At 34.4% G+C, this 14098-nt stretch carries 12 protein-coding genes; 6 read left to right on the forward strand and 6 right to left on the reverse strand.

Going from position 1 to position 14098, the window contains the following annotated elements; all coding sequences use genetic code 11:
* Positions 1-70 precede the first annotated feature (70 nt).
* From V7014_RS15615 to V7014_RS15640, 6 genes are all read left to right on the forward strand, one after another.
* A complete protein-coding gene (locus V7014_RS15615; protein ID WP_335508359.1) occupies positions 71-742 on the forward strand; it encodes an RNA polymerase sigma factor in 672 nt (223 codons plus the stop codon).
* Positions 743-820: 78 nt separating this feature from the next.
* A complete protein-coding gene (locus tag V7014_RS15620) occupies positions 821-1282 on the forward strand; it encodes a GNAT family N-acetyltransferase (protein WP_335508360.1) in 462 nt (153 codons plus the stop codon).
* Positions 1283-1343: 61 nt separating this feature from the next.
* Positions 1344-2174, forward strand: a complete 831-nt coding sequence (locus V7014_RS15625; protein ID WP_335508361.1) for a GNAT family N-acetyltransferase — start codon at positions 1344-1346, stop codon at positions 2172-2174.
* Between the two features lie 87 nt (positions 2175-2261).
* On the forward strand, positions 2262-3056 hold the full coding sequence (locus V7014_RS15630) for a MurR/RpiR family transcriptional regulator (protein WP_335508362.1): 795 nt from the start codon (positions 2262-2264) through the stop codon (positions 3054-3056).
* A gap of 196 nt (positions 3057-3252) precedes the next feature.
* Complete coding sequence (gene malX, locus V7014_RS15635; RefSeq protein ID WP_335508363.1) at positions 3253-4818, forward strand: maltose/glucose-specific PTS transporter subunit IIBC; 1566 nt, start codon at positions 3253-3255, stop codon at positions 4816-4818.
* Between the two features lie 65 nt (positions 4819-4883).
* Positions 4884-6074 carry a MalY/PatB family protein gene (locus V7014_RS15640; protein ID WP_335508364.1) on the forward strand — a complete coding sequence of 397 codons (1191 nt, stop codon included), beginning with the start codon at positions 4884-4886 and terminating at the stop codon, positions 6072-6074.
* 74 nt (positions 6075-6148) lie between these two features.
* Here the strand turns inward: V7014_RS15640 and V7014_RS15645 are convergent, their stop codons facing one another.
* The 6 genes from V7014_RS15645 to V7014_RS15670 all read right to left on the reverse strand — a co-directional run bounded on the left by V7014_RS15645 (position 6149) and on the right by V7014_RS15670 (position 13799).
* Positions 6149-7018, reverse strand: a complete 870-nt coding sequence (locus tag V7014_RS15645; protein ID WP_335508365.1) for an ROK family protein — start codon at positions 7016-7018, stop codon at positions 6149-6151.
* Between the two features lie 258 nt (positions 7019-7276).
* Positions 7277-8125, reverse strand: a complete 849-nt coding sequence (locus tag V7014_RS15650; RefSeq protein WP_335508366.1) for an ROK family protein — start codon at positions 8123-8125, stop codon at positions 7277-7279.
* Positions 8126-8130: 5 nt separating this feature from the next.
* Positions 8131-9270, reverse strand: a complete 1140-nt coding sequence (locus V7014_RS15655) for an MFS transporter (protein WP_335508367.1) — start codon at positions 9268-9270, stop codon at positions 8131-8133.
* The gene (locus tag V7014_RS15660; protein WP_335508368.1) at positions 9261-11870 is read right to left on the reverse strand and encodes a glycoside hydrolase family 38 C-terminal domain-containing protein; all 2610 of its coding nucleotides are present in this window, start codon (positions 11868-11870) and stop codon (positions 9261-9263) included. The genes V7014_RS15655 and V7014_RS15660 overlap by 10 nt, the downstream gene beginning before the upstream one ends.
* An 8-nt stretch (positions 11871-11878) precedes the next feature.
* Positions 11879-12328, reverse strand: coding sequence for a PTS sugar transporter subunit IIA (locus tag V7014_RS15665; RefSeq protein WP_335508369.1), 450 nt, complete (start codon positions 12326-12328; stop codon positions 11879-11881).
* Positions 12321-13799 carry a PTS fructose transporter subunit IIC gene (locus tag V7014_RS15670; RefSeq protein WP_335508370.1) on the reverse strand — a complete coding sequence of 493 codons (1479 nt, stop codon included), beginning with the start codon at positions 13797-13799 and terminating at the stop codon, positions 12321-12323. Before V7014_RS15670 ends, V7014_RS15665 begins: the two co-directional genes overlap by 8 nt.
* Positions 13800-14098: the final 299 nt, after the last annotated feature.

Below are 14098 nucleotides of genomic sequence, written 5' to 3' on the forward strand. Positions count from 1 at the left end.
CCTTAAGTCTTCCTTTTCCGTCTAAACTTATGTAATACAAATAAAGAAGTTTTAAAGGAGGTACTAAAATGTGAATACAAAGCAAGATATTGAGCAGGATATCCGGCAAGCTATGCGTGGAGACGGTGATGCATTTAGCAGGTTGGTTCAAACATACGAACGCAATCTATATGGTTTAGCTCGTGCCTATCTGAAGCAAGATGCCGATTGTGATGATGCTGTACAGGAAACCATTCTTAAATCTTTCAGGTCTTTACATACATTGAAAGAGCCTGCTTACTTTAAAACATGGATGTTCCGGATACTTATTAATGAGTGTATTCAATTTTTGCGGACTAAGAAGCGTGCCCAAAATAGCAATCGAATCATACTTAGTGTTAAAGCGGCAAATGTTCCATACGAAGTCATAGAACTAAAGGATGCTATAAAGAATTTAGATAAGGATCTACGTATCGTTATCCACCTTCACTATTACAAAGATTTAACAATTAAACAAGTAGCTGATTGTATAGGTGTTCCAGAAGGTACGGTAAAATCCCGACTGTACCGAGCTCGTATACTCTTAGCCGAAGAACTTGAATCCTCTCAAGAAAGGAACGTGGACTATGACCAGCAATTAAGACAGGAGCTTTGTCAAAACGACTTTGCTCCGCTGCCTTATTGTGAATTCAAACGAATTAAAAGTTTCATTTCACTTATACAAAGGCAGATATTACCTATCAGTGAACATGTAGTAGCCTAACTAACAGGCAGTATATAACTCGTGTCAATTTATTAAATGATTAGTAATGAGATAGAAACGTATGAAGGAGTGACAAAAATGAAAGATGTTCATTTTCGGCGAATAAATGCGACAAATGTTCTTGAGATATGTAATTTGAGCAATACCCTTTCTAAAGTTCAACGAGATATGGTTGCTGATAATGCTATATCTATAGCTCAAGCTTCCTTTTCTGAAAACGCTTGGTTTAGATCTATTTATGCCGGTGATCATGCAATTGGTTTCATTATGTTACATCAAAGTTCTAACTATGATGATGGTATAGACGTTCACGGAATTTATTTATGGCGTTTTATGATTGCTGGCCCCTATCAAGGAAAAGGTTATGGCAAACAAGCGATTGAATTACTTATAAAACACTTAAAAGGCCATGGAATTAATGAAATGGTAACAAGTTGTGAAGTTGGTGAAGGAAGCCCTATTGATTTTTACAAGCAATTAGGATTTACACCGAATGGAGAAACCTTTGAAGGTGAGACCGGATTAGTGCTCCAGTTTTAATGTAAGTAACTTCGATTTGATTTGGTCTATGCAATTTTAAAAAAAGAAGGAGCGTATCATAATGATTTATAAACTTGATAAAAAAGATTATCAAAAGATAAGATCATTATTACAAACACCCGAACAACAGAATGATTTGACGCTAAATGCAATTATTAACGGTACCAATAGAGGCACGATATACGTTGATAATGTAGAGACACCTCGAACGGCGTTGATCGATGTAATAGGTGTTATTAGCATTTTCATAGGAGACGCTACTAATAAAAAATTCATCGATTATTTACGTGAGTTTATTGAAAATCAATTAAAAATAGATACTTATGAATCATGTGGTGGTACATACTTTATTGCACTTGTTAAGGATGAAAAATGGGAAAAAGTCGTAGAAAAAGCTATTTCACATAGAGAGTATGAACCCGATTATGAATATTACTATCAATTTAACCAAGAAAAGTTCAATTACCTTAAGAGTAGCTATAAGTCCCTGATAGATGGATATTCTATTAAAAAAATTGATGCTGACATTATTAATAACGACCGAGATAACATATTATTTGATGTTTTATGTGAATTTTGGTATTCGATAGATGATTATCTTACACATGGGCTTGGTTACTGCGTCATGAAAGGTGATAAAATTGTCAGCGCTTGTTTGTCTTGCTGTGTAAATAGAAAAGACCATGAAATCAGTATAGAAACATATGACGAGGATGAAATGAACAAAGGCCTAGCAACTTTAGCATGTGCAGCATATTTGGAGAATTGTATGAAAGATGGGATAATACCGCATTGGTCAACGATGGAAACAAATGAAGAGTCAAAACGATTAGGAAAAAAGTTAGGGTTTGAGTATGTTACGAAGTGTAAAACACTTGAGTTTGAGTTTTAAAAATGTGATATGTGAAAATAAACAAATTTACTATATATCTTTTCATAAAAATAGACCATAGTATAGGTAAGTATCTAAATAAAGTGAGTGAATCATGCAATGCAGATTTTTTTCAAAAAGCTAGCACAACATCGCGATCAATTAAGTCAGCTTGAAAAACAAGTATTAGAGTACATATTAAGAAATCCTGAACGCGTAACAAAACTAAATGTACAAGAGATATCAAAAGAGATTTTTGTTTCTACTGCGACAATTAGCCGAACATGTAAACAATTAGGTTTTCAAGGCTTTCAAGATATGAAATATACATTGAGCAAGTTAGCCGACTCAGAGGAGAAGCAGGTAAACTTCCAATCTCCCTCTTCCTTCGCTCTCGGTAGTCATATACAACGCATAAAAGAAGAGCTTGACACAACGCTTCAACTAATCGATGAAGAAAAAATTAAATTAGCAGCCAAATATATTAACGAAAGTCCACAAGTAGAGTTTTTTGGCGTAGGTAATTCACTACCTACATGTGTTGATGCTGCTAGAAAATTAGTCTTCTCTGGGAAACTATGCAACGCTCGTGAAGATTGGGATGCCTTGAGAAGTGTGGCTAATAGTTTAACTGAGAAAGATTTAGCTATACTGATTTCCTATAGTGGTGAAACATTAAATATGCTTGAATATGCACATATTTTAAAAAGTCGAAATGTTAAAACCATTGCGATTACAGGACAGCATAATAATCGACTACTGCAAGATGCGACATTATCCATACAAGGTTATATTGTCAACATGTATTATGATGATTTAGACATGAGCTCTCGCTTTCCATTAAGTATTATACTAGACCTAATAATTATCACATATGTAAATGAATACTCTAACAAAAAATAGTAAGAAATGGACTAGTGAACAGGTTTGTTGTAGCCTACATTAGTCCTTTTCTATTTCCCTTTATAGCTTTATGTAATTAAAATGTACGGCAGTTACAAATAATGTATGCCCTTACAAAATACATGAAAACGATTGCAAGAAACAATCTCTCGCAGTATTCTAAAGTCAATTCTTCAACAAGAAAGGAATGTAAGAGATGAGTCAAAAAAAATCTCTAAAGTCTAAGCTATGGGAATTTTTCCAAGGAATTGGTAAGACATTTATGCTTCCTGTTGCGTTGCTAGCTTTTATGGGACTAATGCTTGGAATTGGAAGTTCTTTTACCAGTCCTACAACAATTGAAACATTTCCTTTTCTAGGAAATGATATTCTCCAAGCTATCTTTAGCTGGATGTCCACAGTGGGTGGATTTGCATTCACTTATTTACCTGTACTTTTTGCAATGGCTATTCCATTGGGTCTTGTACGTTATGAGAAAGGTGTAGCTGCTTTTTCTGGTTTCGTTGGTTATGTACTTTTAAATTTATCTATTAATTTCTATTTAACACTAACAGATCAATTAGCTGCTGCTGATGCGATGCGTACAGCTGGTCAAGGTATGGTAATGGGTATTCAAACGATTGAGATGGGTGTACTGGGCGGTATTATCACTGGTATCATCGTTTACCTACTTCACAATAAATTCTATGCTATTAAATTACCAGATGCCTTCGCCTTCTTCGGTGGTGCGCGTTTCGTTCCAATCATAACTGCATTAGTAATGTCAATTGTCGGGGTAGCTATTCCGATGGTTTGGCCAATCTTTGCTGCTGGTATTAACGGTATCGGCTCAATCATTCAAGGTGCTGGTGTATTCGGACCATTCTTATTCGGTTTCGGAGAACGTCTATTACTACCATTCGGTTTACACCATATTTTAGTTGCAATGATTCGTTTCACAGAAGCTGGTGGTACAGAAGTTGTGAACGGAGAAACAATCTCTGGTGCACTAAACATCTTCTATGCGCAATTACAAGCTGGACTTCCATTCAGCCCAGATGCTACTGCATTCTTATCTCAAGGTAAAATGCCATCATTCATGTTCGGATTACCCGCTGTAGCATTAGCTATTTATCATACAGCACGTCCTGAAAATCGGAAAAAAATCAAAGGATTATTAATCTCTGGTGTAATCGCAACACTAGTAACAGGTATCACTGAACCAATCGAGTTCTTATTCTTATTCATCTCACCAGTATTATTCTTAATACATGCTGTATTAACTGGTCTTGGTTTCATGACTATGGCAATGCTTGATGTAACAATCGGAAATACAGATGGGGGTATTCTCGACTTCTTAATCTTTGGTATTATGCAAGGCTTCAAAACAAAATGGTATCTTGTACTTGTAGTTGGTGCAGCTTGGTTTGCAATTTATTATTTCATCTTCCGCTTTGCAATTACGAAATGGGATCTTAAAACACCTGGTCGCGAAGAAGCAAAAGATGGGGATAACGAAGAATCTATGCCTACTTCATCAAAAGGTACAAGCCACAACGCCGAAAGAATTTTGACAGCATTAGGTGGAAAAGAAAATATTGAAACATTAGATAACTGTATTACACGTTTACGTCTTGTTGTGAATGACATGAACAAAGTGAATGATGTTGTGTTAAAAGAATGTGGAGCACTTGGAATCGTTAAACTAGATGATCACAGCTTGCAAGTAATCATCGGACCACAAGTGGCGATACTAAAATCACAAATGGAAAAATTGTTCTGATTGCATAGAAATAAAGAGGAGAGCATCTGCTCTTCTCTTACTTTTACAAAAAGAGGTTTTAAAAGATGAAATATAACTTTGATGAAAGAATTAACCGCTTAGGTACGTATTGTACACAATGGGATTATATTGAAGATCGATTTGGAGAAAAGGATCTTCTTCCCTTCTCAATATCAGATACAGACTTCCTTTGTCCACCTGAGATATTAAAAGCAATGGAAACGCGAATGCAACATGGAATTTTCGGTTATACGAGATGGAATCATTCTGAATTCAAAGGTGCTATTAGTCATTGGTATACTAAACGTTTCAAATGTTATATTGAAGAAGATTGGGTTGTATATAGTCCAACCGTTATTTATTCAATTTCTAAACTAATTGAATTTTTAACAGAAGAAGGCGATTACATTGTGACACAAACACCTGCATATGATGCTTTCTTTAAACTAATTCATGATAATAATCGTACACTCTCTAGCAATCCATTACGTAATAATAATGGCATTTACACAATTGATTTTACCGATTTAGAAGCAAAATTAGCTCATCCAAGAGCTAAAGTGCTACTTCTTTGCAGTCCGCAAAACCCAACAGGTCGCGTATGGACTTCAGAAGAATTAAATCGGATTATTGCTTTATGTAATGAGCATAATGTCTATATTATTTCAGATGAAATTCACATGGATATTGTGCATGGCACCAACCCTCATATTCCAATCATTAATGCTGCTACAGATGTAAGTAAAGTATGCATTTGTACTTCTGCAAGTAAAACATTTAATACACCTGGTTTAAGTGGTTCGTATAGTATCATTCCTGATGAAGCACTTCGGGAAAAATTCCTTGTAACATTGAAAAACCGCGATGGTATTTCCTGTGCAAGTGTATTTGGTACACTATCAACAATTGTTGCATATGAGCAATGCGATGACTGGGTGGATGAACTAAATGAGTATGTGAAGGAAAACTTAAAACTAGTTCAAACCTTCTTGCAACAACATATTCCCACTATCCGTCTTGTTGTACCAGAATCAACATACTTAGCATGGATTGATGTATCAGAGCTTCCTTTTACAAGTGAACAACTTAAAAACGCACTTGTACATCATGGGAAAGTTGCGATTATGCCTGGTGAAACATACGGCGAAGACGCCAAAGGCTACATCCGAATGAACATCGGTTGCCCTCGTGATAAAGTTGAAGAAGGATTACGTCGATTGAAGAAAAGCATTGAATATTTGGAGCAAACCATTTAATAAATATAACGGGCTATTCTTTCTAAACATAAAGAATAGCTCGTTTAATTATTTCTAAATATGATACAAATAGATCAATGTGATTCAGTATGCATTTGATGGGCTAAAATTAGCGAGCCTATAATTCCAGAATTATCGCCCAATTTCGGGCTAACAATATACTCACTTCCTGCAGGTAATTCCACATAATGATTAATCAATTTTGTTACATGTCTGTAGATAATAGGAAACAATTGTTTTTGCTTCATAACACCACCGCCAATAATAATCTTCTTCGGCGATAGCACCAAAATATACTGCATCAGTGCCTGAGCAATATAATAACCTTCTATTTCCCATACTTCTTGCTGATTTTGAAGGTCCATTCCTCTTTTTCCCCAACGTGCTTTGATGGCTGGACCTGCTGCTAATCCTTCAAGACAATCTTTATGATATGGACAATTCCCAACATATGTATCTTGCGGGTGACGTCGTACTAAAATATGCCCCATTTCAGGGTGAGACAACCCTTTCAAAAGCTCGCCTCGAACAACAGCTCCAGCTCCTATACCCGTTCCTATTGTAATATATAAACAACTATCAAGTCCTGCTGCTGCACCATATGTAACTTCTCCGAGAGCTGCCACATTCACATCTGTATTAAATCCAACTGGTACATGAAAAGCTTCTTTCATAGCAGCTACAAAAGGATAACCTCGCCAAGCCAATTTTGGAGTTGTTGTGATTGATCCATAAGTCGAACTTTCTTCATTCACATCAATCGGCCCAAAAGAACCAATGCCAATAGAAGCGATGTCAAATTTTCCGAAAAAGGAAATCACTTCTTCCATTGTTTCTTTTGGAGTCGTTGTTTCAACAGAGATTCTCTCAATAATGTCCCCATGCTGATTTCCTACAGCACATACAAATTTTGTACCACCGGCTTCTATGCCACCATATAACACTTAACATCCCTCCAGTTTACAACCTTATTAATATTATAAAATAATCTCAAAAAAGATGGTCTAAATCTACCATCTTTTTCATTTAAACCATTATTTTTAGAAAACTTCCTATTTCGAAAAACCGATTTTTAAATTTACCTTGATAATTAAAAAAAGCCACCAATCTAATGTTAGATTAGTAGCATTGCCAAATATTTATTGTTGTTTATTCTCACAAATTCCGTATTTAGATATTGTTTGTATACATTTATATACAATTCATAATAGATTGGCATCATTACTATTTTTTGCAGGCATGATATGTGGTCTGACTTTATAAAGAGGTCGTTGCAACATTATTTTTTCTAAAGCTTTATTCAACAACTCAATATACTTCTCATTCTTACTTATCGCACCACCAATAATAATAATGGATGGATCTAAAACATACTGTATATTGATGATACCAATAGCAGTATATAATAGTTGTTGTTCGACAAACAAACGAATTTCAGGATTACCCTCCATTTCTTGAAAAAGTTCGAGACCATTTGTAACAGGATAACCTTGTTTTTGGGCTAGTCTGATTAATCCATTAAGACCACCCTTACCTCCAAAAGAGTGATATGATTGATTTTCAACGTTATTATCAATCATCATGTATCCAAACTCACCTGCATTTAAGAAAGCACCTCTTAATAGCTGACCATTAACAAAGGCTCCTCCCCCAATTGCACTTCCCACTACAATAATCGCAGCGTCACTAACATTTTGTGCGTGTCCCTTCCAAACTTCACCTAGCAATGCACAATTACCATCATTTTCAATTAAAACATCAACCGTTGGTAAAACGCCTTTTATGTCTCCAACGATATCTTTGTCAATTAAATAACTCAACGCTGAAGAACCGGTTATTTGATTTAATGTAGGATCATAAATTCCTGGGCAGCTTAATCCAATAAACTTTGAATTTACATTCTCATTATGGAAAGTAGTAATAATAAAATCCAGTAAGTACTCGTAACTTGTTGGAGTCTTTACTTCCTGCTTCTTCAACAACTTCCCATCATTAGAAATAATCGCATATTTAGTATTAGTCCCCCCTATATCAAGGGCAAGGTAATTCATATAAATCACTTCCAATAATAGTAGTAATACAATAAACTAACAAACAAACTGATAATTATAAATAATCCTAGAAGGAAGCCCGTTGTATAATAGGTTAATACAACTGAAAATAATTGTGTAAATAAAAAACCGATTAACGCTGCCATCAAAGAAAAATTAATTACAGTTTTATTAACTGATTCTTCCCCATGCGTTTCTTTTACAAAAGTAACGCAGCCTAGGTAAATTAGCGCAAAGCTTATACCGTGAAAAATATAAGTTGCCGTAAACATAACAGAACTATCTGCAAATATTGCTATTAACCAACGAATTAGACACAACATCATTCCTATTAAAATAATGTTCTTTGCTTGAAACCTTTGAATTAGTCTATCAACATAATAAAAACCAGTAACCTCTGAAATACATGAGCCAACTAATAAAGCAAGACCAGTATAAAACGTAGCTTCCTCAACAGTTAAATGAAATGTTGATCTGTAATGACTATTTAATACTACACCAAAGCTATTAGGTAAATTCGTAATCAATGCTCCTAACAATATAAGCAAATACACTTTTTTATCTATAGGTTCTTTTTTTTGCTTAACCCTATTCTTCATTTGAACATTTAGTGGGAACAAAATTGTTCCCACTAAAATGATAATGTTAATAACCATGATAAAAAGGAGTAAAAAATCAATTTGCTTCGTTAGTGCGTATATGAAACTAGCAATTAAACCACTACTTGCATAACCAATCGAACCAAATAAACGAAATTTACCAAATGGACGATTTTGATTGTAAGCCCAACGTCCTAGCATCCCTTCAAACGTTATATCAATACTAGATGATACCGTGTGATAGAGTAGGAATAATAAGATAAAAAGGTCATTCTGTTCAATAAAATACATTATACTTGTAATGATTATGCGAATTATAAGTGATATCTCAATTAGTCTATTTCCGTTTTGCACATACGTTATCGCTTTACCCCAAAATAATGTGGCTAGCATGATAATGATTTGAGAAATGCTGAATATAACTAGACTTAAGGATATTGGCACACCTTTATCGCTCATCAATGGCTCATATTGAAAAATCAATAACGATGTAATTAGCGAAAAAGCAAGCAGTTGTATCCGAAATACAGTTGTACTTAAAGCCATAATTTAAGAGTTAACGTGTCATATGCAGGAATAATATATTTTTCATCTTCACAAATATCTTCAATATAATTAACTTTAACGACACGTTTAAATTGGCTAAAATCATAATGTAGTAACTGCCTATCCTCTTTCGTTGGATTTTTTATACGTAATAAAAATGCATTTTCATCATATAAAGATGGAGACAAGCTGCTATACAGATTCTCTTCACTTACTTCTAACAACGAAAATTCTAAAGGTGAAGATAATAGCTTTTCACGTGGTTGAACTTTATTATCCAAACGATAGATAAATTTATTCAACATTTGTGGTTGATAACTAATATGTTCAATTGTATACTCTTCCCAACATTTAGCTGCAGAGTATTCATCAAATTGACCTTCAGCTACACGGAAAGAAAATTCAAATTCATTTATACCTATTAATTCAGCTTTTGGTGTCGGTATCATAACATGACCTTTTTTTGTCGTATCTCCTGATGCACGTCCAGGTCTATAAACCAAGTTTGGCTTCCCTAACTGACTAGTCGTTGCAAATAAGGTTAAATAAAGACTTTCACCAATAAACTGATATTCCTTTATCCCTTTGCCAAATGCACTAATATTATATTGATTGGACTCCACTGCAACTGACGCATCATATGGTTCAATATCTATTGGACATTCAACAAACTCTTGCTGCCAATTTTGTGGCTCTCCATTAAGGACTGGACGACGAATATAACCAAAAGGTAATGAAGCAATCGTCTCTTTAGCCATAACATCAGTATTGATTTTAACGCGTAGTCGATGACTATAAATTTGATTATCTACTTTACATGAGCATTCGATTCTGTCTGTGTCCTTTGTAAGGCTTATCATCAACTCAATAGATAATATATCTCTTTTGCCTTCTGGGTTAAGTCGATCACTTAATTGATATGGCAAATGGAAAGTACCTGTTAGTGTCATTACCTCTACTTGTGGAGCTTTCTCTATCTTATCAAGGGATAAAGATAGTAATTCTGGCTTGTCTCCTCGTAAAGGTGAATAATCATACGTATCACCATCATTTCCACTATCTTCAAATTGAATGAAGTTACGTATTTTTTTCCCGAAATGCGTTGTTAACTCTAATTCATTATCACTGAAACTAATACGATAATACTTATTACTTATATTTGTATCTTTTGTTGCTTCCAATTCTAAAATAGTTGGTTCTACATCTTCAAAATCAATTACACGGTACCCCATACTTGGTAAATCAATATTGATTAGTACCTTGAGCTTGTAGTAAGGATCCTCATTTATATATTTTGGCCCTTCTGGTGTTTCTAGTAATAAATTATCTTTCCCATCATAATATACAGCTTCTAACAATAGTGCATCTTCATAACCTTTTAGTCTAATGTTCTTTGAAGGTGCCATAAATTCAACGACTTTATATCCTTTATACGGAGTTGGTAGGGTGTTAAATACAATGATTTCTTTATCTGTTAACTTCATTTGTTCAGATAGACGCTTAACAATTATGTTTTCAATTCCATCTGCCATTTCATTTGCTTCTTTCATACGATGAATGATATCGATTGCTACATCATCAGACACACAACCGCCCATACTATCATGTGCATGCCCTTCAAGTATTTTCTTCCATGCGACATGTAACAGTTTCTCACTAATATTGATACCGTTCGCTCTTGCAATTGCAATCAACGGTTCAACTCGATTTAATAGTTTTTGCTCAATAATAAAATTAAATCGTTTGATATCATACCTAACTGATCCAATGGATTTGTGCACCCGTGCTGTACAAGGTTCTCTAAACTCACCTTCATACATGTCCAAATTTTCCTGCGTTCGTAAATAATCCATGAATGTTTCATATGTGCTTACTTCATATTGGTCCTCTGTTTTTTCATTAATAGAAAGTAATTTTTGTGGCAAATCATTTATTATGTCTAATTGATCTCCACCTGCTGTCATTAGAACCTCTTGTTGTTTGCTTAAATTATTTATTTTTTTAGTATTAGGAAATAATTTTCTTTCAAGATAATCATTAGTATCTTTCAAGTGTGATGCTGAACCATAACCATCAACTAAATTTACAGCTATAATTTCTTTTTCGCCAAGTCCTTTCCATTTAAAGTAAGGACCTTTAACATGTTTATTAAAATTAATCCCTCTCCAAAAAATGATATTATCAATTCCGCAGTTTTCTAGAATAGTAGGCATCTGCGCATTAAAGCCAAAAGTATCAGGCAAATAACCTATTTTCATATAATCACCATATTTTTTACTATCTCTTATTCCTACTGTTAGATTTCGAATGATTGATTCTGCATTAACAAAAAATGCATCAGTTTGCGTATACCAAGGACCTATTGCTAAACGATTTTGACTAACAAATTTTTCAATTTGCTTAATTCTATCTGGTCTTAATTGAACATAATCATCCAGAATTGATGATTGACCATCTAAGCAAAATTTAGCTTGTGGATTATTTACTAACTCATCTAAAACCTCTGTAAAACAGTTTTCACTTAATACTATCGCATCTGCAGTTGTAAAATACCATTCCCTATCCCAATGTGTGTGATTGACTACATGTACTTTACTCATATTTAAAATCAAACCTCCAATTTTTTACTTACTTTCAAATAGATGTTTTCTTTATCAGCCACTAATAGTTCCTGACGATATTCTTGATCAATTAATGACCTTGCTATTTTTGCTAAATATTGCAAATGTTCTTTCGCTGATTGTTCTGGAATAAGTAAGACGAATGAAAAAACAGTTGGTTGACCATCTAAACTATCCCAAGGAATAGGTAACGTTTTAAAAAGTAATAGTTTAGGTTCTTTTATCGTATTATTTTTACAGTGCGGAATGGCAAATCCACCCTCAAAACCCGTCGTTTGTTGATTTTCACGAGCCAATAATCCTCGATAGCACTCTTCTTCCGAATACACATATCCCAAACTACTTGCTTTTTTAGCAATTACTTTAAATAATGAATTCTTATCCTCTAGTTCTTCATCTACGATAAATATATTTTCTTTATTAAAAATATTAGACATTAGCAATCACTCGCTTTCTCAAGATAAATCTGTATAGAAAAGCATTAACAAATGCTGCAAAAACGATTATAATAATCCACCATAACCATGATAAAGCTGGCCCAGTTGTATAACCAACAAATGCTCCCAGAGGAGAACCGACTCCTCCATAGAAGTGAATACCTAAGGAAGCGACTAATGCTCCTGATAAAGCAGATGATAGTGTATTGGCAATGATAAGAGATGGATGCGCTGCTGCAAATGGAATTGCGCCTTCAGTAACTCCTACTAAGCTCATTACAAATGCTGAAGATCCAAGGGCACGTTCCTCAGTAGTAAAATATTTTTTAAACATCCATGTAGCAATCGCTGCGCCAAGTGGTGCTACTGCAATTGCTGCACCTGTAGCAGCTTGAGGAATTGCATTTACACCTTCAGGACCAAATTGAGCCATTGTATCAACGAAGATTGCTGAAGATACAAGCATCGCTGTCTTATTAATAGGTCCTCCTAAGTCAACACCCATCATGCCTCCTAGAATTGCTCCATATATTATTGGGGCACCAGCATAGTTAATTGTAATATCATTAATAAATGTATAAAGAGAATTCATACCTAACGCAATTGGTTGACCAATTAAGTAATAAATGATAACGAAAGAAATAAATGTTGAAATTAACGGAATAATCAGAATAGGAACAACTGGCTTAACCAGATTAGGCCAAGGTATCTTTTTAAGTAACCGAACTAGATAACCGACACCAAAACCAACAATAATTGCTCCTAAGAATCCCGCACCTGTTTCTGTTCCTAAAAAACCTGCATCATTAATCATGTAACCAGCAATAAATGCAGGCGCAACTGCTGGTTTATCTCCAATGGCACGGGCAACACCTGCTGCGAATATCGGAATCATTAAAGTAAAACCGATTTTACCTAGATCAAACAATTTTGAGAAAAACTCGCCTTTTGCATCCTCAGAAAATCCCCAAACTACTAAATTAGCATTTTCAGGATCTGGATGAAACGCAAATGCGTTAGCAATTGCTAGTAATAAACCCGCGGCAATTGTTACTGGAATCATGTCGGTTAAACCAGACATTAAATAACGTACAATTTTATTTGAAGATGTTCCAATTTCCATTTTCCCACCGACTTTTGTTCCTTTGCCACTATAAATGATAGCGTTTTCTAAAGAAGTTAAAATTAAGTTTTTAGGATCCTTTAATGCTTTATTTGTATCGACTTCTAAAATCTTTTTACCTGCAAAACGGCTCTTGTCAATATTGATGTCTGCTGCAATGATAACGACATCAGCATTTTCAATTTCTTCTTTTGTCAATTCATTTTCTGTACCGATAGTTCCTTGAGTCTCAACTTTAGCCTTAATACCTAATTCTTCTGCTGCTTTTTCTAAAGCGGCTTGGGCCATGTAGGTGTGCGCTATTCCGGCAGCACACCCAGTCACAGCAACAAAACTTTTAATTGCCATGCTTCTCATCTCCTCATAGGATTTAATATCATTTGATGAAAACGTTTTCCTCAAATTGAATTATACTCCTATAAAAACAAATTTTCAATAATTGATATTATATTGAGAATTTGTTCTTATTTGATTCAAAAAAAAGAGCATTCCCCTATTATATGAATTCCTTAACAAAATAGTTTCATCCTTTAAAATGATGACTTGTATTTTTTATTCGTTCTAGCTTCTCTTCATAATTAACATTGAAGATTTCTAAATAGATTTTTTCCAAAAGATATATTAAAGCATATCGTGCTTTTGTAGGA

This window comes from Bacillus sp. JJ722 (assembly GCF_036963345.1).
GTDB lineage: Bacteria > Bacillota > Bacilli > Bacillales > DSM-1321 > Bacillus_AD.

Coding starts and splice junctions, on each gene's coding strand:
- malX (WP_335508363.1), top strand. CDS start 3,253: ATGAGTCAAAAAAAATCTCTAAAGTCTAAGCTATGGGAATTTTTCCAA.
- V7014_RS15650 (WP_335508366.1), bottom strand. CDS start 8,125: ATGAATTACCTTGCCCTTGATATAGGGGGGACTAATACTAAATATGCG.
- V7014_RS15625 (WP_335508361.1), top strand. CDS start 1,344: ATGATTTATAAACTTGATAAAAAAGATTATCAAAAGATAAGATCATTA.
- V7014_RS15655 (WP_335508367.1), bottom strand. CDS start 9,270: ATGGCTTTAAGTACAACTGTATTTCGGATACAACTGCTTGCTTTTTCG.
- V7014_RS15660 (WP_335508368.1), bottom strand. CDS start 11,870: ATGAGTAAAGTACATGTAGTCAATCACACACATTGGGATAGGGAATGG.
- V7014_RS15665 (WP_335508369.1), bottom strand. CDS start 12,328: ATGTCTAATATTTTTAATAAAGAAAATATATTTATCGTAGATGAAGAA.
- V7014_RS15640 (WP_335508364.1), top strand. CDS start 4,884: ATGAAATATAACTTTGATGAAAGAATTAACCGCTTAGGTACGTATTGT.
- V7014_RS15620 (WP_335508360.1), top strand. CDS start 821: ATGAAAGATGTTCATTTTCGGCGAATAAATGCGACAAATGTTCTTGAG.
- V7014_RS15670 (WP_335508370.1), bottom strand. CDS start 13,799: ATGGCAATTAAAAGTTTTGTTGCTGTGACTGGGTGTGCTGCCGGAATA.